The 24542-nt window shown below is 44.2% G+C and carries 2 protein-coding genes; both read left to right on the top strand.

Going from position 1 to position 24542, the window contains the following annotated elements; all coding sequences use genetic code 11:
* Window positions 1–1054 precede the first annotated feature (1054 nt).
* Window positions 1055–11794 carry a beta strand repeat-containing protein gene (locus BLS65_RS00285; protein WP_125869712.1) on the top strand — a complete coding sequence of 3580 codons (10740 nt, stop codon included), beginning with the start codon at window positions 1055–1057 and terminating at the stop codon, window positions 11792–11794.
* A gap of 1150 nt (window positions 11795–12944) precedes the next feature.
* A complete protein-coding gene (locus BLS65_RS00280) occupies window positions 12945–23714 on the top strand; it encodes a beta strand repeat-containing protein (RefSeq protein ID WP_092434003.1) in 10770 nt (3589 codons plus the stop codon).
* The last annotated feature ends 828 nt before the right edge of the window (window positions 23715–24542 follow it).

Genomic DNA, 24542 nt, shown 5'->3' with positions numbered 1-24542 from the left:
AATCCCTACTCTCAGCCTCAATTACCACAGATTCACACAGATTTACACAGATGAGTTTAGACTGTAGATGAGAAACTTCCAAATGCTGAATCCTTCTGTCTTTTAACCTTTAACTTACCCCCCTTTACACAGATTTACACAGAGAAATTTAGACAACATACCGTCTTTTAACCTTTAACCTTTAACTAAACCCCCTTTACACAGAGTTACACAGTGAAATGCAGACAACCTTCTGTCTTTTAACCTTTAACCTTTAACTAAACCCCCTTTACACAGAGTAACACGGTGAAATTTTTATTACCGACTGTAATCGAGCAACTTCTGAATCCCTACTCTCAGCCTCAATTACCACAGATTCACACAGATTTACACAGAGAAATATAGACAACCTTCTGTCTTTTAACCCTTAACTTAAACTCTTTACACAGAGTAACACAGTGGACACACAGAGTAACACGGTGAAATTTTTATTACCGACTGTAATCGAGCAACTTCCGAATCCCTTCTCTCAGCCTCAATTACCACAGATTCACACAGAGGAGTTTAGACTGGGAAAAAGTGAATGGTGAACAGACGGCAGAAGAAAAAAGAGTGAAATGTAGGAGTGCAACGGAGATCCCGTGACAACGGGGCCGGAGTGCAGCAGAGATCCCGATTTATCGGGGGCGCATTGTCTCATAGTCAAATAATTCATACTCCGCATCAAAAAAACACGCTTATCTACCCCTTTTCGGTAAACCTTCTCCAATTATTCTCGTTTGCGGAACATAAAGATGTTCGTTATTTGCTGCTTAAATGGAGCAAATGCCAAGGAAAGCCCATATTCGGACAATCTAACAGAACAAAGCTGCATTGAAAACATCAAAATTCTCTATACCAACTACATGCCACAAATGGATCAATTATTGGAAGATATAGAGTATTTTTGTCTGCTTTTTATTTTTGGACAATAATATTGGATTTTCGTTTGTAGTTAAAAATTTGAAGCGTTAACTGTTTTTATCAAAGATTCATCATGTTTACAATCATTTTTCCATCGAAAAACACTGATATAATGCAAAATATAGCCATTGCGAGAACAGAAAATTTCCAGAACACAAAGTCTTCGACTATTCCGAGCAGCTACACTCCATTCAAGTTGGCGGTGCGGCTGTTGTTGGGAATCGTGATGATACTTTCGGTTGGGAGTGCATGGGGGCAAACAACGTTCACCACGCCTGTGAATCCAACTGGAAATTGGACCGGAATTGCTTGGACAAAAACGGGAACAACCACAACCGCGACATATCCAGGGCAAGTAAATGGAGAAAATCATATAGTTGTAATCAATGTAACAGGGAATGGTGTTGGCAGAGTATTAACTCTAGATCAGAACATCACTCAAAGCGTCTCTAATGTTTCAATTAATTATACCGGAACAAGAACAGCCACATTGAGCATTGGAAATTTCAATTTGACCATGACTGGAAATTTGACAGGAATTGGAATAATTACAATTGGCAGTGGTACTTTAAATATTGCAGGAAACAACAATCATACAGGAACATTCAATTGCGGCACAGGAACAGTTAATTATAATGGTGCTGGTGCGCAGAGTGTTGGAAATTATACTTACTTTAACCTATCATCATCAACGGGCGGCATTAAAACCTTACCTGCTGCAAATATAAACATCAACGGCGATTTAAGTATTAGCAATAGCACTCTTGCTTTTAATGCTGCTGCAGCAAGAACAATTACAGTCATTGGAAATCTTTCCGGAAATGGCACCATTGATATGAGTTCTGGAAATCGTGCTCATATTCTTGACTTAGGAGGGACAACCAACGCTATAGGCACATTAACGACTGCAGCAATTGCAAGCAATGTAAATTACACCCGCACCGGTGATCAAACCATGTTTGGGAGCCCTAACTACCGTAATGTCACTATTTCGGGTGGTGGCAATAAATCGCTACAGGCGAATGCCACCATCAACGGAACACTAACCCTTACCAACGGAAACTTAACCCTTGGCAACAACGATCTTACTATTGTGAATCCTGTTTCGGGTACATTTAACAACACCCATATGGTTATCACCGATGGAACAGGTGGATTGGTAAAACAAGGTTCAGCAAACTCCGATTTTGTGCTTACCTACCCCATTGGCACAGGCACAACCTACACCCCGATCACATTAAGCACCTTCTCGGCTACATCCATTGCTCCGGGATCTACCTTAAGACTGCAAAGCAGCACAGCACCCTCTACAGGTGCTCCGGGAAACTACCCGCTAAACAGGCATTGGAATACCAGCACAAATGGCATTTCAGGATCGGTTATCGCCAATATTTCATTCGGTTACTTAGCATCAGATATTCCAACTGGCGGAACCGCTTCGCTTTATGAGATTATTTACAAACCCACACTAGATAACTGGACACTACCCAACGGTTCTGGAATTGCAGGGAGTAATCCACTATTAGCGTCATCGGCTACAACGCTAGATGCGGAATGGACTGCTGTTGTTCCTGTGAAACGAATTTTCTACTCCCTAAAGAGCGGCAGTTGGGACGATCCCACGGTTTGGACTCTCGACCCATCGGGAACTCAACCTCTAAATCCAAACAACTACACACCAACCACCTCTACTACATCGATCTTCGATGAAGTTGTTGTGCTTTCGGGAAGAGCCGTTACCGTATCCTCCAATAACAAGCAGAATTATAAACTCACGGTTGTTGGAACCATCGATTTTGGCATAACTATTGGACATGGATTCACCACAACCATAAACGGAACCGGACGAATTCGTTTGGCAGGCGATAACTTTCCATCGGGAGATGCTACCGATTTCATTACAGCAGGTCAAGGCGAAGGAACCGTGGAATACTACGGTGTTACCCGCACTATTACAACTCCACGCACATTCTTCAACGTGGACGTAAATATGGGCGTTGGCAATGTTTTAAGCCTTCTTGCCAACTATACCACCAACGGAAGCCTAACGGTTTCGAATGGAACATTGCAAATAAACGACAACCTATCTACCATACCGCTATCCATAATAGTAAAAGGAGATATTGCCGTTGCTGCATCCGGGAAAATAACTACTGGATCAGCAAATGCTCGCCACCAGCTGAACATTTATGGAAATTTCACCAACAGTGGTGATGTTCGCTTTACAAATAGAGCAACAGCCGACTTTGCTACTGAAGCAACCGACGGTATTGTAGATGCCAACTTTTTGAATACTGCCGCTAGCCAAAGCATATTCTGCCGAGGCATTACTAACTTCTACCGAATCAAAATAAATAAGGGAGTCGATAATACCTTTACCCTAAACATTGATGCAACAGCTCCAGCCAACTTCAATCTTTTAGGATTTGCCAACGAAAACCATGCTGCTGTAGCTCAGCTCGCCGACAATGCCAATGCGCTTGGTCTGGTGAGCGGAACGGTACGAATTGGCAACAGTGTTGTAATTCCAACGCTATCAATTGCCAACGTGTATAGTATTTCGGAAGCAGCACAGCTTTGGATTAATGGTGGAACAGTGCAGAAAAACATTGGTCAAACCATTGCTATATATGGAAAGATAAAGACCACAACAGGGTTGCTTGAGGCAAAAGTAGCAAGTGGTGTTACGCTGTGTAAGAATGGAGCATTGAATGTAGATGGCGGAACTGTAAATATCAACCAGCTACGAACCTCCGATGTGGGCGCCGATCCAAACAATGGTGCTTACGTTCAATCGAATGGAACAGTGAATGTTCTTGGCGGAACGACTAATAACGACTACTACGTGTTCAGTTTACCTAGCACTGCCAGCGTTTTTAACATGTCGGGCGGAACGCTTAAGGTAAATACAGCTCCGGGAAATGGGGCAATTCTGATAAACTCCGATCCCGAAAACCTCAAGATAACTGGAGGAACAGTAATTGGCGAGACAACATCGATTGAAGACTTTCTCATCACCTCGCGTGCACCATTCTGGAACCTTCAACTTAAAAATAGCACAGCCGTTGCGCGCAAATTTACGCTTGGTGCTGCTGCAAATATTGGCCCATTAAACATTAACATTGCTGCCCAGCCTCTTCAAGTTCTAAACGACTTGCGCATTTGGGGCCAAGAATCGGGAGGAGCAGCTTACCCTACAATTACCCTCGATGCGGCTCTCAACGACCTCTACATTGGGGGTTCATTCTATATTGAAAAGGGAGCATTCTACACTGCAATTACCGGAGGAACGGCACCATACGATGCTACAGCTAATCAACCAACTGCAAGGAACACCACCTACTTTAATAAAACTGCCGGAACCAATGCAGTTGAAGTGTTCTATATTGGAGAAACTACCCTTCCACTTGAAATTGGTAAGCTAGTAGTTGATAGAACATCGGGCTACGAAATTAAGCTTACCTCGGGAGCAGCACGAGCCAACGAGTCGGTTGCCTTGGATGTTAACGGCGACGCATCCGTTCTTTCGGGTATTCTCAATCAGAACCTATTCACCATCCGCACATGGGGCGCCATTACCAACAATGGTCGCATGGGTACATGGTATCCCGGAGTTACCCCCAGTAGGGCTCAAATTCAGCTGGTAGAGAATCCTGCACTTACTTTAACAACAAGCGAAGGTGCCATTTTTGGTAACGTTCAAATTAACGTGACCCCTCCCGCTAAAATCACCTTCACCAGCGACGTATATATTGAACGCATGGAGTATGTGAAAGGTCTTATTTACTTGAAGGGATACAACCTCAAGGTTGATAACCTCTGGAATATGGAGACCGGACTATTCGAAAACAGTGCCGCAAACAGCTACATGAAGATTGCCAACAATGGCGCCTCAGGTAGTTCAATGATATTTACCGATGGAAAAGCCAGCGATGGCGGTCTTTCTATAAAGATTACAGCAAACTCCCAAGCCGAAAATCAGCCGAACATCATCAACAACTTTGGACCTACCACCTACCCTGTTGGATTGACACCCAACGCTGGAACCACCCTATATTTCCGTCCTGCTCAAGTGGTTGTAAAAGGATATAGCGACGACGGATATATTACCATCCGGCCCGTATTTGGTTCGCTACAAACAACCAACCAAGCAGGGGGAGAAGTATTGCAGCACTACTGGCGCGTATCGCATAGCGATTTTACAACTGTTCCCACAGTAGCTTATCGCTTCTACTACCGCAACCAGCTTGGCACCGCCAACGTGGACTTACCTGCCGGTGCAGTAAATGAAGCCTCCTACGTGCCTGGCAAGGTGTTGGACGAAAGCCCATACACCCGCCTTTACGAACCACTCGCCGAAAACGATGTGATCAAAGCCTTTGGTGCCGGAAATAATTCCCGATTTATTACCATAAATGGAGCAAGCACAAACGGGCTGTTTAGCCCTGCCTCGGCAGGAATTACCCTCGAAAATGCCAACTACACTACCGGTGTGGCAGCTCGTTTTACCGGGAGCGTGCTCATTTACTATACTCGTGACTATCAACAAGAGCCTCGATGGACAGATGGTAATGCCTGGACTCGAAGCAATATTCTTGATCCTCTTTTTGCACCCCACGACAGCCGCCAACCCGCTGCAGGATCGTTTCCGGGTGCTGGTGATGTTGCCGTTATTGGCTGGGTACCTTGGAACGATGCAGGAAGACCCACCATTCTTGGTCAACCTCACGGAATGTGGATTGATAATAACATACAGCAAGTAGCAGAAGTGGTTTTCACCAAAATGACAGATATTGGCGGAAACCCAGTAGCTAGAGTTTACCGATCAAACTTCCAGTTTAGACCAACCCTTTGTATAAATCAACCGGCCGGTCAACTCGTAACTAAACTTGTTAAGGGCGAGGGGTTGTTCTGGAATCGCCAATCCGATCCCAACTATACCCTTATGGATATCGGAGATTTTGCCCGTCAGGACTCTTCCTATGTAATTTATGAAAACTTCACAAATAATCGGATAATCAATAACACACCCGCTCTATTTCCAAATCTCTATATTTCGAATGATGGCTGGGGATCACAAAATCATAACTTTACTTTTACCCGCGACATTACAACAACGGGAAATGTTGAGCTACTGGGCAATGTGAATCTTTTGCTCCCTACCGGTACTACCGGAAATATTACAGCTGGCCGAAACCTGATTATGTTTGTCAGCCAAAACTCCGGTAGTGGAGCAGAAATCGGCTATGGAAATACAGGCACCGCCCGAAAAATTGTGGTAAAGGGCGATCTTATTATGAAGAATGCAGGATGTATAATTAACGTTAGAACGCCAAATGCCACTGCACCGCTCGTCGATCATGAACTCCACGTTGAAGGAGATATTATTCAAGGCACTGCAGCTCTTGCACCAGTCGGCCTCGATTTGTGGAGTGGCGCAAACAACGATAGAATTACCCTTTTTCTCGATGGGAGCAGCAATATGGTTTACAATCGAGTAAGTGGAAATATTCCCAATTTATATAGAGTCGTAGTTAACAAAGGAACCAGCAAGGCAACAACTGCCCAATTCGATACCGACTTCGTGCTCAATGGACCAACCACGGGTATTGGTGTTGCCAAGGCGCTTGAGTTGAAAAATGGTACGTTCATTTCAAATAATCCCAATGCTGCAAGAATACTTACGCTAACCTCAGGTAACGACTACTTCGATATTCCTTCAACAGCTGGGCTAACCTTACTCCAAGGAACAGCAAGAGCAAGTGGTAATTCTGGTATTTCACTCGATGGAACCCTTACCATCAGTGGAGGAACCCTCGACATGGCTAGCTCAGGAGGAGAAAACCCGATTGAATACAGTGCTTCAGGAAGTGCTACAATTAACATATCAAGTGGGAACTTAAATGTGGGTGGTCAAATTCGTCGCAGCTTGACTTCCGATGCTGGCGTATTGCATTTTGCACAAACAGGCGGAACGGTAGTAGCAGGTCAAAATGCGGCCTCTGCAAACAATCGTGGAGTATTTGAAATACTCAATGCAGGTAGTTCATTCACCATGACTGGTGGCGATTTGTTTATTGCCCGTGCCCAAACCAGTCCCGAAATTTCGGCATTTTACTTTAACCCAGCATCATATAGTATTGGATTAGCCGCAAACATAAATATTGGTCATACATCTACCCCTGCTGGGCAAACAATCGGTATTTATGCAGGAAAACCACTTCCAAAACTTCGCGTTAACAACCAAAGCACACGAAACCCAATTGCTAAACTCGAGGTTGTTCCTACCACCATCACCTCGAACCTACTCATTGATGCTAACGCAACATTTAATGCCAATGGATTAGACCTGATTATTAAAGGTGATATGACCAGCAGTGGAACATTTCTCGCCAACGGAAACACCACCTTCCTATCGGGAACCTCAACGCAAACCATCACGAGTAATGGTTCTGCAATTAACTTTTACAACCTCGATAAAACAGGCAGCAATAGCGTGGTGCTAAATGGAGCAAACACTCCCCTGCTTATTTCAAATGAACTATTTCTTAGAGCCGGAACCTTTACAACCACCAGCAACACGGTGACCGTTAGGGGTAATATGCTGAACGATGCCACCCATATATACGGTGCTGGCGATGGTATTGCCCTCAACGGAACTACCACACAAATACTTACCGGTAATGGAACGTTTGGTAAACTCACCATCAACAACCTAAATGGCATTGACGTACCGGTGGCTAACCAGTTTAAAATCATCAACTCCCTGAAGATGCAGTCCGGCGTTTTCAACATAGGAAAGAACCTGTTGGACCTTGGGGTAAGCGCTTCCATAGAACAAGCCTCACCATTCTCCAACACCAACATGATTACCACCAACATCTCCTTTACCGATAATGGACTTCGAAAAACCTTTCCGGCTGGGGCACAACCCAACTTTATCTTCCCTGTAGGCTCATCGAATAAATACACACCCGTAACCATTGCCATTTCGGCAAACGGAAATAGCACTGGAAGTATTACCGTGAAGCCTGCCAATGAAATTCACCCAAGCATACTCGAAGATGCTGAATCGGTTACACAAATAACCGATAAAGATAATGCGCTTCAATACTACTGGACGCTCAAAGCTAGTGGGATATCAGGGTTTAGTGCAGCTGCAAAAATGCGTTACATCGACACCGATGTAAAGGTAACCCCACCATACTCAGTTGCCGACTACCACACTGCCAGCTTACTGGCCAATGGATTAGGTAGCTGGTTGAAATTCCCAAAAACCGATTTCGATGAAGCCACAAAAGATTTGATCTTTAACTTCACCCTTAAGAATGATGCCGGAATCAGCGGCGACTATACCGCAGGTGCTGGCGATGCATCGTTGAATGGTGCTATTCCCGATCAAGTATCGATTTATGAAACGAATAGCAATGGCGATTGGACAACCGGAACAATTTGGACACCCAATGTTTCGGGGGGGCCACGTGGTGCAATTGCTAAAATAAATGCGCCTCATACGGTAGATGTTACCACAAACAACCTTGCCGGATACATGACTGAGATTTTCGGCACCCTGAAGCTATACTCTACATACGGACATAGGTTAGGAATTGTAAATGGAACCGGAACCATTTATCTTGAGGTGGGCGATATTCCTGCAGCGGTTTACGACAACTTCTTCTCTTCGGCAGGCGGCACCCTCGATTTTGGAGGAGCCGGCCTCAACTATGAGTTTCTTGGAAACGTCTTGGAAGTTAATAACCTTAAGATTACCGGTAGTGGCGATAGACGCTTCCCTAATAACAATCTTATTCTAAATGGAGATCTAACCATCGCGGGAGGAGCCGGACTAAATACCTTTAACTATTACAATAGGAAGCTAAGCGTAAAGGGAAATATTACCCGCACAAGTGGAAACTATGATGCTGGAAGCGGTGCCAATGCAACCATTGCCTTAATTGGTTCTCTTCCACAGAGTATTTCCGGTTCGTTTTCCAACGCCAATGCGCTAAACAACCTTGAGGTAAACAATGTAAACGACGTGAATATCCTTAACGATGTAGAGATAGACCGTGAGTTGAAGCTTACTAATGGATTAGTAAACATAACCCCCGGAAGCCTCTTTCGATTAAACTACAATGCATTTGTAACACCTACAGCCGGATCGCCACTCTCCTTTGTTAATGGAACACTCACCAAGGAGATGATCACCGGCAACAGCTTTACATTCCCAATTGGTAACTTCTCCAACACCAAAGCCCACGGCCCTATTGCACTGCAAAACGTATCCGGACCTGCAGGTATTAACGATTGGAATGCAGCCTACTTCTATGCAAATCCCGATTTAGCAGGATATTCAACCGCTAATTTTGGGAGTCCTATAACCACTGTAAGTCACTCAGAATACTGGAAGATACAAGCCCCTACAGGAGGTCAATCTACCATAAGCATATTTCTGGACGGATCGAGTGATGTGGCTAGCACAATTCCTGATTTAGCCAACCTACGGATTGTGGGATGGAATGGCGCAACCAATAAGTGGGAAGTTGTTGGAACCGGCGCATCGGTATCGGGAACAAGCACTAATGGGACAATTACCACCACTTCGGCGGTGAACTTTGGGAGCTATAGCTACTTTACGCTAGCCTCGGTTACCCCACTTTCGGCCAGCTCGGCCTCTTTTACAAGCCCGGGTGTTGTGAATCTTTGTAACGGAAGTTCAACCACCATGGTTGTTGCATTCTCAGGAACTCCCCCGTGGGTTTTGACCTATAAGGTTGGGGCTACCAACGTTACTACTCCCGCACTAGCAACAAGTCCTTACAGCATTACAGTAGCCCCATCGGCAACTACCGTTTATACCCTAACCGGTATCACCGCCAATGGTGTGGCAGGCACCATAACGGGAACAACCTCCGTTACCGTAAACGTGAGCCCTATTCCAACCATCGTTCTTTCCAGCAGCCCAGCATTAGCTACCATCTGCCAAGGAACGAGCATTACCTTTACGGCCACTGCAGGCCTAACCAACTATCGGTTTAGGGTTAATGGTGCAACCATTCAAAATGGAGCCAGCAATACCTACACCACATCTACCCTAGCCGTTGGGACTCAATCGGTGGATGTGATTGGAACAAATGCAGGTGCTTGCTCCTCAACTAGTAGCGCCATTGCCGTTACTGTAAATCCTCTACCGGTAGCAGCCGGAACAATTTCGGGTCCTGCTTCGGTATGTAGGGCATCGACACAAACCTACTCCGTTCCTGCAATTGCTAACGCAACCTCTTACACCTGGACAAGAGATAATGGAGCAACCGGCGCCAGCACCACAAACTCCATTAACCTTACATTCCCAACTGCCGGTACTACAACCATCACGGTTAGGGGAGTAAATGGCTGTGGAAACGGGACTGTTTCAACCTTTACCGTTGCCGTAAATACTGCCTCCACCCCTGCGGCCGCAGGCGCAATTTCGGGTCCATCTGAAATTTGCAAGGGAGCCACAGGATACACCTATACCGTTCCGGCAGTTACCAATGCCACCAGCTACATTTGGAGCTACTCAGGTGGTGGTGCTACCATTACCGGGACGGGCAATAGCGTTACTATCGACTTCTCCGCCGCGGCAACCAACGGAAACCTAACCGTTGCCGGAACCAACGGTTGTAGCACGGGAACAGCTTCGGCTAACTACCCAATTACAGCCTTTACACCACCCACTGCCACCATTGCACCGGCATCGCCATCCACCTGCTCGGGAACCCCTATTACACTAACGGCAACCCCAACAGGAGGAGCCCTGCCCTATACCCTTAACGCATGGACAGGAACGGGTGCAGCCTCCCTCTCGAACACAACGACAACTAACCCCTCCTTTACGAACGCCACAGGAGGTGCTTACGACCTGACTTACACCGTAACCGACACAAAGGGTTGTGTGGGAACAGCTAGCACTACAGTTACTGTATTCCAGGCACCAGTGGCCGAGGCCGGACCAAATTCGAATGTGTGTACTGGCACCGCCCCCATTGCCCTTACCGGTGCTTCGGCTGGTGGATCTTACACGGGCACACCAACATGGTCGGGCGCAGGTGGCACTTGGACACAAAACCCAAATCCGGCGTTGGCTACTTTTACACCTGCCGCTGCCTCGGGAACAACTACCGCTACCCTTACCCTTACCGGGGCTAATGGCTGTAGTAATGCCACAGATACCCGCACCATTACCTGGAATAAAACTCCGGATCAACCAGCGGCGTATACTGCCAGCAAGGCATCCGTTTGCCAGGGCGAAAGCAACGTTGTGTATACCGTTCCCAACGATCCGTTGGTTACAACCTACACATGGAGCTACACCGTTGGAACTGGAGCTACAATTACCGGGACTGGCAATAGCGTATTGGTTAGCTTTGGTGCCACAGCAACCTCTGGCAAACTAAACGTTACGGCAACTAATTCCTGTGGAACCAGCACAGCTCGAACCATCGATATTACAGTAAATACGACACCTAGTGCCGTAAAAATATCGGGCAACGCATCTACTTGCGCAGGTCAAGCCGGCGATGGTTTTTCCGTGACAAACAATGCAACATGGACCTATCTGTGGAGTATTGAAGATAATATAGGAACCGTTACACTTCCGGGCAATACCAGCTCCGTAACCGTGACATGGAAGCCTAATGCTGCAATCTTTATTGGTCCATTGGCTGCTGCAACTAGCGTTTCCAAAAAGGTTTTTGTTGTGGTAAATACAACCCCTGCTGGATGTCCCGTTGCGCTTGAGTGGGATGTAACCATTCATCGCCTTCCCGAAACGGGGCCGCAATATCATGTGCCCAACGACTTTGCACAGTAAAAGAAACGCCCCGATCGAATAAGTCGGGGTGTTTTTCTTGATATTGGAAAATAAACACAGAGGCATTGAGAACACGGAGAAACATTCAATCCAATAAAAGCAAAAGAAACATAGAGGCACTGAGAACATAGAGAAACAAAAGAGAAACAGGGAACCATTAGAAAACATAAGGAACACCGAAAAGTTGTTGAATAAATCGTCTGTTACCTGTCGCCCCAGTTATTTATGCCGAAGAGAAAATAGGCCTGAAAGGCCTGCCTGTAAAAGCACAGGGCGCAGCCCTGTGTGTAAGAGCAGAGAGTTATTCAGGGCTGAAAGTCCGGCATGCTTCTAGTCTCCTTGCACTAAGATAACCAGTGGGAAAATAAAAGGAACACAGAGACACTGAGAACACAGAGGAAAAATGAGAAATAGATAACCTTTACTATCTAAATGGTGGCGAGGATGATACCATTCGATATGCGGTTGTAGTGCGCGCCACCTATCCATTTTGCATTTGTTATCCCCGACCTAAAGGACGGGGCAAATTATCCGTAGTCCACTGCCACAACAAACATTACCGCGGCCTAAAGGACGGGGCAAATTATCCACTACCACAAGCAGAGTTACCTCGGCCTAAAAGGCGGGGGTAATAGCTAGTAAATAAGCACTTCAACTTACAACATAGGTCTAATTTTTCATTGTATAATTGGCACATTGCCGTATTGTCCAATTGACTTCATTACCTCAATATATAGTTGTATTCCTCAAAGCATTGCTGCATCACATCAAAAAAAAGAGCATTGCGTCATATCCTGAATAACCTTATTGCTCTATTGTTCGTTAGGACAATGAGTGATTTACACTAAATTGAACAGCGTAAATAACTTGAATGCAATAGAATGTCCAAAAACGGTCGTTTTATGGTATATTATAATCAACATAAACATCAATCGGTTTTATTACAACGCAATGTAGCAAATGGTTCAAATATTGCTTCTTATTTACTATTTTTGCTTCTAACCCGATTTTAGGACATTCTTTGCTAGTAATAAGTAACTGAGAGGGAAGTTTTACTTTTAGCCAACCAAATTAATGGCGCTAAGCATCAATACTCCCAATAATATCGTAAATTGAGAACAGAATACATTACGCTAAAACGCTACTCGAAATGAAGATAATGGCCCCTGCAACCAACCCCAATACAATGAAACAATCTCTACTCAACCTGCACTTGTTTTCCAAAAAAACAACAGGAATACTGCGTAAAACACTGACTATAACGCTACTCTTAGTAGTTATGATGGGGTTAAATTCATTTGGTGCAACCTACTATTGGAGAACTGCCGCGGGCAACGATAATTGGTCGAGCTTAACCGCATGGTCAACTGTAAGCGCAGCGGGGGCTTCAGCAGGCACAATTCCAGGCTTAGGCGATGATGTTGTAATCGCAAGGAATGGCAATCTAACAGTTACCCTGGATGGCGACTACTCCTGCAACAGCTTGCTTATAAATTATACTGGAGGAGCTAACGGCCTAATCAGTTTAACCATTCCGGCATCGACAAGCCTAGCTGTAACTAACGCTATTACCTTTACAAATATTGGAAACGGTAATGAAAATGCAAGTATTGATGTGTCAGGTGGTTCACTGACTTGCAGCAGCATTACAATGAATGATACACCTGGGGCAAACCGTGACAACTACCTTTTGCTTTCAGATGCCAACAGTATTGTAACGGTAAGTGGAAATATCACCATGAGCGGTGCCAATTTCGAAACCTATTTACTATTTACCGCAGAAGGTACATTAAACGTTGGTGGAACTATTACCGGAGGGGCTATAACCAGTACCGCTGGTGGTGGCCCTACAGCACCAACATCAGGAACAGTCAACTATAATGATGCAGGAGCACAAAATATAGGTAATTACACATATTATAATTTAACCGTATCGACCAGCGGAACAAAAACCCTTATTGGCGCAACTACAGTAAGGAATCTGGCCATTCAGGGTAGTGCTGTTTTAGCTTCCGATGTATATAATATTACCGGTAATGCTGCTGGCACCTTCACCATGGATGCTGGAACAGCTTTAACCTTAGGAAACACAGGGAGTGCAACTGCCACTACTTTTCCTTCAAATTTTTCAGCTGCAAATATTACATTAAACAACAACAGTACGGTAATATATCAGTCCAATGGAAACCAAACTGTTGCAAACGCGCCAGCATATGGAAACCTTATAATTGCAACAAGCGGCACAAAAACTCTCGCCTTCGATATTACAGTAAACAATAACCTTACAATACAAGGCAGTTCAACCCTAGCAACTGGTGCACGACAAATTACAGGAAATGGCATTGGAACACTGACCATGGATGCAGGAACTACCCTGACCTTGGGTTCAACGTCTACTACAAACGTGGTAAATTTACCAACATTTCTTGCATACAGTTTAAATGCTAACAGCACAATTGCTTACCAAGCCAATGTGGGTCAAACTGTTTCAAATACACCTGTATACGGTAACCTTACATTAACTACAGGTGGCACAGCAACTACAAAAAATGCTTCCGGAAATTATAACATAGCCGGCAATCTGATAATTAATAATAATGCAACGCTGGCGTTAGGAGGAGCACCCGCAACCTGGAATATTGCAGGAAGTGCAACTGTTGATGGAATTCTAGATTTTGGTACCGTTCTTGCCAAAACTCTAAATCTTACAGGAGATCTGATTAATGTAACCGGAACAATTAACATGACTGGGGCCGGCCTTGCCCATACATTGAATTTAGGTGGAGCAAACAACGCCCTAAGCACACTGAATACAACTGCAGCATCAGGAAGTAATGTAAATTACACAAGTGCATTGGCACAACAGGTCTTTGCAAGTGCAAATTACCAAAATTTAACAGTGTCTGGGGGCGGAACAAAATCGCTACAAGGAGCCACCACGGTTGCCAATACCCTAACCCTAACCTCCGGCATACTACAGCTGGGCAACAACAGCTTAACCATATCCAACAATGCAACCAACGCCATACAAGGCGCAGCCTTTAGTGCCACAAACATGATAGAGACGAATGGCACCGGTTACCTTATTAGGAATGCCATCGCCACTCTTCCTATCCATTTTCCAATTGGTGCAGGCGGATTCTACTCTCCGGCAAGTATCGATGCCATAAGCGCAACTACCGGCACCGTTAATGCCCGAACCGAAAAAATATTTACACTAGGTTCGAAATACCTCCAAAAATTTTGGGATGTTATTACCTCCAGTGCAGGAAAAACCATAACGGCTACCTTCACCTACGCTCCGGCAGAGATAACTACATTTCCTACAGAAATATACAACAAGCCCAATGTAACTTGGCAAGTTCCAACCGGAACCAAAACATTTGGGGCCAACTCATTTACCATAACCGGGACCACCGATATTAAGGGTACCAGCACCCTATGGACAGCAGGCCCAGTGCCGGGAACCTACTTCTCTTACCAAACCGGCAACTGGGATGTGCCCACAACCTGGACATCCGACCCCGGTGGAACAACTCAGGTGGGTTCTACTATCCCAGGTGCAGGTGATGCAGTAGTTATTCTAACTAGCAGAACGGTTACCCTTCCTTCGGATATTGCCGTGGCAAACCTCGAAGTGAATATCAACGAGGGAGGTATTCTTGATATGGCAACCTACAGCTTTACCTCCGGATTAATGACATTGAACGGCAGCGGAACATTGCGATTGGCTTCGGCAAGTTTCCCTACTGCTACAACAAATACATTTGTCAATAGCGGAGGTGGTACAACTGAGTACTATAATGCAACCGATTTCACACTACCTGCAGTCCAAACAACCTATAACAACCTGCGCATTAAGGCTCCGGGAGTTATCGCAACACAAATGAACGACATTATCCTCAACGGTGATTTGCAAGTGAAACAAGGTACATACCGAATAAATGATAATACCACTGCAGCGCGAAGACAGCTTACCATAAATGGTAATGTTACGGTAGATGCAGGAGCTTCAATGACCGTTGGTACCGGAGTAACAAATACCGTAACCAGTCCACTGAATATTGCATCTGTTTCGGCTGCTCCATTTATTAATTACTATGATGCCCAATCGCACCGAGTGGTAATCAAGGGAAATTTTACGAATAATGGAACGGTGAAATTTACAAATATTGCCTACCCTATTTTCAATCTCTTTCCACCTACAGTTCAGGATGCTACCACCGGAATTGCAACAGTTTATTTTCAGGGAGCTAACGACAATACCCTTACCTGTAATAATACCACCATATTCTATAATTTAGTATTAGACAAAGGAGTCGATCAGAGTTTCTCGCTAACCGTTTACTCCTCGGCATATCCTAATTTTCGCTTATATGGAGCAAATATTGCAGGGGGCGATGGTGGAGGAAGTAATCCTAATCTTAAAAAAGCATTATGGATTCGCACAGGAACATTAGTCTTAAAAGGATTAACTATTATTCCTTCCCTTTCGGAGGGCACATGCGCCGAAGGTGTTGCTGCTAGTCCAAATTCCGATTTTTATATCCCAGCCAATGGTGCGCTTACCCTTGATGGATCGGAAGTTATTGTGCTATCAACTGCCGACGATTACGGCGAAGTAAATGTAGCTTACGGTGTGGCCGGTGGAACCGGTTTGGTTAATGGAGTGGGCAAAGGCGGTTGTAGTTCCTTTTCGGTATATGGGAAATTTAAGGTAAACAATGGGTATTTTTCGACCCGAGAATCGGGTGGTTTAATTACTTGGAGTATCGCATCAGGGCAATTTGTGATTAGAGGCGGTACTGTTGATGCCAAGCAACTACGCTCTGCAGGTGGCGGAGGCGGTTTGGCCTCTTACGATCAATCGGCAGGTACATTTATTCTTCGTGGACGCTTTCAGCATACACTTGACTATTCGAATATCGCGGCGTTGAAAAATACCACACTAAATACCATTAGAGCTGATGGTTATTTGGATCCGACGTTAGGAACCTTCAACCTAAATGAAGCAACCAATGTGTTTACCATGTCGGGAGGTACCGTTCGAATTTATGATGCATGTGGCGTTGGAGGTAGAGTTTTTGATGTGTTATCTTCCACAGGCAATATTAACGTTACCGATGGTACAATCCATTTACTTCCAACTACTGGAACCGGCGGAGGCGCCGATGCGGCCATTCATTACGTCCGATCAAATGCTCCACTTGGCAATGTAATTATTGAAAGAGCAAGCAGTGCAACCACCGTGCAATTAGATACCTATCCCTTGTCCGTCATAAAAAACTTAACCCTTACATCAGGAGAGGTAACGGCTAATAATTTGAATGTTTCGGTGGGCGGTAATTTCTCTATTGCCAATGGAACCACCTATACTCCGGGTACAAACTGGACAATTTTTAATGGAACCGGATCTCAGAATTTTACGATAAACTTAGCAACAGCCCTTGCTTTAAATAAATTCAAGGTTGATAAACCTGTAGGAACTACGTTAACCCTATCAGGATCACAAACAACAATCTCGGTTGCCGACTCCATGATGATCGTTGGCGGTAATTTAGCCGATGGCGGTAAAACGATAAATCTTGCAGGCACAATCGCCACTGCATCCTACCTATACAATTCAGGCATTCATTCCGGCACAGGCAAGATTGTGCTCAATGATAATGTTTCGCAGCTAATAACCGGCGATGGAAATGGTATTTTTCAGAATCTGGAGTTGAATAATAATACGGGTACAGCCCCAATTTCATTGGGCTCCAATATTACCGTGAACGGAACCCTTACCCTTTCGCAGGATAAACTATTCGATTTAAAGACATACAACCTAAAATTGGGTGCATCGGCAACCGTTGTCGGAGCAAGCGCCACCCGATATATACAAACCAGCGGAAATGCCGGCGACGGGGGTATCACTAAGGTATACTCATCTTCTGCCACCAGTTTTACCTTCCCAGTAGGAGCCCCTACGCTAATCCCGGCAAGAGCAGTAAAGTATACGCCTGCCACCATTGCTTTTGGAACGCTTCCAACAACTTATGGTTCAATTACGATAGTTCCTGTTGGATATGAACACCCGAACACTACAATGAAAAACCGAAGCCTTACCTATTTTTGGAGGGTGAAATCGGCTGGTTTTACATTAGGTTCGGCAACGATTACCCATTCATATAGCTATTCTCAAAACGATGTGGTTACAGGTACTGGAATTACGGAGGATGAATATAAAGCAGCTAAATATAACAATACAACTTATACCTGGACTAAAGGGACTGTAAACGATGTAGACGACGCTATTAATAATGTTATTGGTGGAGCAGGAACTACATTAGCCGGGGTTAATTATATTGATGGCGAGTTTACGGCTGGCGACGATAATGGGGGCGAACCATTTGGAACACCTACTAAGTTTTACAGTTTAACTTCTGGCCCGTGGAATGTTGCTTCAACATGGTCTAATACAGGACATGCAGGACTTCCAGCATCAACTACTCCAGGAGCTAACGATGTTGTTGTAATAGGAAATAATAACACCGTTACCCTTACGGCAAATGCCAGCTGCGCTAGTTTACAAATTGAAACGGGAGCAATTTTGGATATTTATACTTACACTGGAAGTACGTTTAGTATTGTTCTTTCACATCCCAACGGAAATGGCCTATTTCGGGTTACAACTCCAGCAACAGCCAATAATACAATACCCGGCTTTTTCACATTTCCTTCGGGGGATTTTACCGATTTCAATGTAAATTCCGGGACAACCGAGTTTTACGATATTGATGGAGACGTGGGTGCCTTATACATTCTTCCAGCAAATGTTACTCAATACGGCAACCTTATTGTAAGGGCAAAAGGAGGCGATAATCTTGTGTTGCCAAATAATGCCTATACAACAATTTATGGTGATTTAACATGCACAGGCGATGCAACAACAGCATGGATTGCAATGAGTTGGAATACGAACATTTGGCCTTATGGGGATGCAACAGCATATAATCCAACTATTGAGAAAACCATAAGAGTAATGGGGAATCTTAATATAAATGCGGGTTCTTTTGAGTTTTTTAACGACCAAACGCCACAACACCTAATTGTTGAAGGGAATGTTACGATTGCCGAAGGAGCAGTTATGGAATACTATGCTGCATATCCTTTTGCCACTCCTGTTATTACAAATACGCTGGCTATTGGTGGTTCACTTATCAATAATAATCGTGTTACCTTGAGTAGTACTAGCGGTGGTCGTGCATATAATGTTTATACTACTTTCTTTGGAATGAATTCAGCATCAATTACAAATACTGCCGGCACACCAACAACAGTATTTAGTAATGTTACCGTAAACAAAGGTACATCGCAGGCCGATACTCTTACCATAAACATTGGTGGCACACTCACCACCCCAAATGATAATTGGTTGACCCTACAAAACGGAACGCTAAAATATAGTCGTACCGATCCCGGTACGGATTTTACCATCACCCGAGCAACTCCATTTACCATTCCATCAACAGCGGGCTTATATATCGACTATCCGGACAATGCGTCCAATCGAAATATATTAATTGCCAATAGCAATGTTAATACAAACGATTTATACCTGAATGGTAAGCTAACGGTAGCGAACGGAAAGGTATACGTTGGCCCAATCAATGGCACCACTGTGAATAATAACGATATTGAATATTCCGGCGGTGGTGCGTCAACCATCGATATTCGTGGGGGTAATCTGATTGTTAATGGCCAAATACGCCGAAACCCTTCTTCAACAAATGGTGTGTTGAAATATTACCAGAGTGGTGGTAATTTAATAGTTAACGGTCAAGCGGCAATTCCTGGAAATGCTAAGTTTGAGGTGGAGAACAATCCGGGTAGTGTTTTCAATATGTCCGGAGGTACCATTACTATTGTGCGTGGTGGCGGAACTACTTTCGGCGACTTATACATTCGTGCCGCATCGAGTACGGTTACCGGTGGCGAAATAATTTTTACCCAAAGTCCGTCGATTGGACCAGTGGTTGACGCCGTTCAAAACTATATCCTTGATGCAAACGTTGCACTAAATAACTTAACAATTACCGGCAAAACGTCAGGAACAGCTCGTAATGCAAAAGTCACCATTTTCACTAGCGCATTAACGCTTAATGGCGACCTGATGTTGAGCAATGCAAACAGTATTCTCGACATGAATACAAACCTCAATATAAACCTTACTGTTAAAGGTGGTTTTACCAATAATGGGGCATACAACCATTACAACAACCTTACTACTTTTAGTGGTGGTATTCAATCTATTCAAGGCAATACGGCCACCGATTTCTATAATCTGTTGGTCAATCCGGTTACCTCACTTACCTTAATCAGAGATATTACCGTTTTCAATAACCTTGAACTCAGAACGGGTCAGCTGCTAAATAGCACGTTTAATGTTAATGTTAAGGGGAATCTGATTAATAAGGCCAACTACGATGGCGATGCCGTTCAGGGAGGTGTGATTTTAAATGGCAGCAACTTGCAGTCCATTTCCGGTACCGGCACCTTCGGCCGTTTAGAATTGAACAATTCCGCCGGTGCTACCCTGCTCAACGATATTACCCTACAGAAAAACTTTAAACTTACTACCGGTATTTTCGATATTAACGAATTCCTGCTTACCCTAGGGGTGAATAGTTCGATTGAAGGAAGTTCATTTAGCAAAACTAAAATGATTACTACCGATGGAGTTTTTAGCGATTTAGGCTTGCAAAAATATTTCGATGTGTATAGTGGTCCGGGGTTAACATTTGTCTATCCGTTAGGTACCTCCGATAAATACACCCCGGCAGTATTAACCTATACCGCTAATACACAAGTTGGCTATATTCGGGTAAGCAATGTTAACTCTAATCACCCGGGAGTATTCGATCCAAACAATGTTTTGGGTTATTACTGGGAAGTAAAAAGTGATGGAATTAAGGGTGTTGCCGGATCGCTTGTGTTTAGTTACCTGCAAGCCGATGTTAAGGTAAACGGAATAAATACCGAAGCCGAATATATCGCAGCGGCGTTACTAAATCCTCCTATCGGAACAAGCTGGATTAAATCGGCCACCGGGCCAACTACCGATAATGTTAATGAAACAATCAATACCATTACATTTGATTATCCTCTTTCCGATAACCTTAGTGGAGAGTATACCTGCGGTATTGATGCGGCACTACCCAATAATGTTCCTGAATTTAGAAGTATTGCCGATGGCGACTGGAATAATCCAGCCATTTGGGAACAAATAAACATAATTGATCCTTATGTACTTACCACCGGTCCAAATGGATTTATTGTTACCATCAGTCCTCAAGATACGGTTTCAATTGATGCAAATTATGCGTTCACCTACCGTATGACAATCAATGGTCGATTGAGAGTGGTATATCCATACATGGGCAACAACTTTGGTACCGTTTACGGAAATGGAACCCTTTATCTCGAAAGTGCCACTTTCCCTGCCGGACGTTATACCAATTTCTTCGATTGTGCAAACAGTGCTACACTTGAATATGGTGGAACACGAAGTTTTACGATTATTGCCGACCTGTTTTCATCAATTCCTAAACTCCACTTTACTGGCACTGGTGTAAGGGCATTACCAAACAAGGACCTTACCATTTGCACGCAGCTATTAATAGATGGTCCAACCCTCGACAATAGTGTAAGTAATAAAAAACTCATCATTCAAGGAACGATGGAGCGCTACAATACCGGTGCGTTTATTTGTGGTAGTGGTGCAGGTGCTATTGTCAGCTTTGCAGGTTCGGCTCCACAAATTATTGGTGGTACGTTGGGTGACTTTTCCGGAGCAAATGCATTCAACCATTTCGAAATAAATAATCCAACCGGACTCACCATTAATACCGGAGGTGCCTTTGAAGTTGGTGGAAATCTATTATTGACCAATGGAAACATTACAACCAATTCAACCAGTAAATTGACGATAACCAATACCGCAATTAACTGTGTTACGCCTTCAGGCGGTAGTGTTTCTTCATTTGTCGACGGCCCCTTAATTAAGAGTATCAATCAGGGTGATGACTTCATTTTCCCTCTTGGAAAAGATACGAATCTTGGAAACAAACTCACCCTATCGCAAACACAAACAGGCACTTTGCTCTGGACTGCTGAGTATTTTAATCCAAATCCTACCTATACCAGCTTTACTGCGCCTCTTACTTATGTCAATTCAAAAGATTATTGGACAATAAATGCTCCTGCCTCAAGTCAAGCAATTGTTAACTTGAAATGGGATCCATCAAGCGATTTAACTCCTTTAATGACACAAAATGGATTGACGGATATGCGCGTTGCAACCTACAATACGGGTACAACCAAGTGGGAAGAAATAACAACCTCGACAGCCTCTGGCAATAACAATAACGGAACGGTTACAACCACGAGTAGGATAACTATCCCGGGAACAGGAACGAGCGATTTTTCTACTGCATGTATCAATGTAACCAAACCCAGAGCTAGGTTAAATCCCGCAGCAGCTGTATGTGGTGCTTTGGGAATACCGGTGTCATTTACCGGTGTCGATGCAACCAACCTGAATTATATTCTGAATTATGAAAAGGGTGGAGTTGCACAAGCGCCCATTACCGTAAGTGCATTACCCTTTACTCTGCCAACAGATGCATCTGGGACAACCTATCAACTAATCAGCTTCACTTACAATAATCTGCCTCATATTGCGCCGGTAGTTACTGGAGTTGTCGATCCTGCAATTGTGACAACCTATACAGTTCCTACTACCGCCACCGCAGGAGGTGACCAATCCATTTGTGGGGCAACAAGTGCCACGCTAGCAGGCAATGAACCTACTACCGGAACCGGACTCTGGAGTATTATTAGCGGTATTGGCGGTACAGTAAGTAACCCTACTATTTTTAATAGCCTATTTACCGGCACCAATGGCTCATCGTACACCCTCCGGTGGACCATAACCAATGGTGGCTGTTCCTCTTTCGACGATGTTATAATAACCTTTCCGTTAAACCCGGTTAAACCTGTTTCATTTATTTTAAGCTCGTCGAGTGTTTGTCGCGGTCAACAAAACGTTCTCTATTCCGTAGCAAATGATCCAACGGTAACATATACTTGGGCTTATACAGGATTAAATACAGTAGTTACCGCTAACGGCAATTCGGCTAGCCTCAATTTTGCAAGCGATGCAGGAAGTGGTTCGCTCAGTGTGTATACAACAAACGGATGTGGCAATAGCGCTCCGCTGTCCATGGGTGTTACAGTTAATCTATTACCCCAGATCTTCAGCGTTACGGGAGGCGGAGCATACTGTACGGGAGGAACAGGGGTTGCCGTTGGATTGAATGGCTCTGTTGTAGGCGTTGATTATACCCTGTATCGCGATGGTGTAACTACCGGGAATACCGTTGCCGGAATAGGTGCTGTGATCAGCTTCGGTTTACAAACCATTGTTGGAACGTATACCGCTATAGCCCAAAACACCACCACTCTATGTACCGAAAACATGAACTTAAGTAGAACAGTAACGGTTAATCCATTACCCAATGCAACTATAGCGATTAATCCGGTGCTCGATACGCTTTGCAACGGCGATAATACCGAAATTGTTATCGACTTTACAGCCGGCGCAAGTCCATTTACGGTAACTATCTCCGATCAGGCTGCAATACCAATAACCCAAGTTATACCAACAATTGCAGCAGATCCGTATACCTTTTCGCCGGCAACACCTCCTGCATATGTTGATGGAGCAACACCGTTTACCAATTATTATTACACGATAACTTTCCTAACCGATAATAATGGGTGTACCCGGACAAATATTGGGAACGAAAAGGTAACCGTATTTAAAATACCCGAAACGGGTCCACAATACCATGTGCCCAACAACTTTGCACAATAAAAAAACGCCCCGATCTAATAAGTCGGGGCGTTTTTCATTAACTGGTGGACATGAAATTTTTATGGTGTTGGATTTCCAGCCTCAAGTTACACAAAGTTGCACAATGGACACACAGAGTAACACACAGAGTAACACACAGAGTAACACTGTGAAATTTTTATTATAGACGAGCAACTTCTGACTTCCGACTTTTAACTCTCAGCCTCAAGTTACACAGAGTAACACGGTGGAAACACAGAGTAACACTGTGAAATATTTATTATAGACTGTAATCGAGTAACTTATAACTGCTGTCTTTTTTTGTCTTTTAACTTTTAACCTTTAACTTAACCCCTTTACACAGATTTACACAGAGGAATTCAGACTGTAGGCCAGCCACTTCGGACTTCGGACTCCTGACTTCCGACTTTTAACTTTTAACTTTTAACTTTTAACCTTTAACTTAACCCCCTTTACACAGAGTAACACAGTGGAGACACAGAGTAACACAGTGAAATGTAGACAACCTTCTGTCTTTTAACTTTTAACCTTTAACTTAACCCTTTGCAAAGAGTAACACAGTGAAATGTAGACTGAAAAAAAGTGAATGGTGAATGTCGGAGTGCAACGGAGATCCCGTGACAACGGGGTCGGAGAGCAACGACGATCCCGATTTATCGGGGGTGAATAGAAGTCGGAAAAGGGTGAGTTGTATGAGTGCAGCGGAGAACCCGTTCTAGCGTGAACACATTGAATAATTGGCACATTGACATATTGAGGCAATTGGCACATTATCAAATCACCAAATCTTCAAATTGTTCTGGCTCATTTTCAAATTGTTTTATCTCA

Source organism: Williamwhitmania taraxaci (assembly GCF_900096565.1).
In the GTDB taxonomy this organism is placed as follows: domain Bacteria; phylum Bacteroidota; class Bacteroidia; order Bacteroidales; family Williamwhitmaniaceae; genus Williamwhitmania; species Williamwhitmania taraxaci.
The sequence above is the reverse complement of the archived record's forward strand: the minus strand, read 5'-3'. Positions and strand labels throughout refer to the sequence as shown.

Coding starts and splice junctions, on each gene's coding strand:
- BLS65_RS00285 (WP_125869712.1), top strand. CDS start 1,055: ATGCAAAATATAGCCATTGCGAGAACAGAAAATTTCCAGAACACAAAG.
- BLS65_RS00280 (WP_092434003.1), top strand. CDS start 12,945: ATGAAGATAATGGCCCCTGCAACCAACCCCAATACAATGAAACAATCT.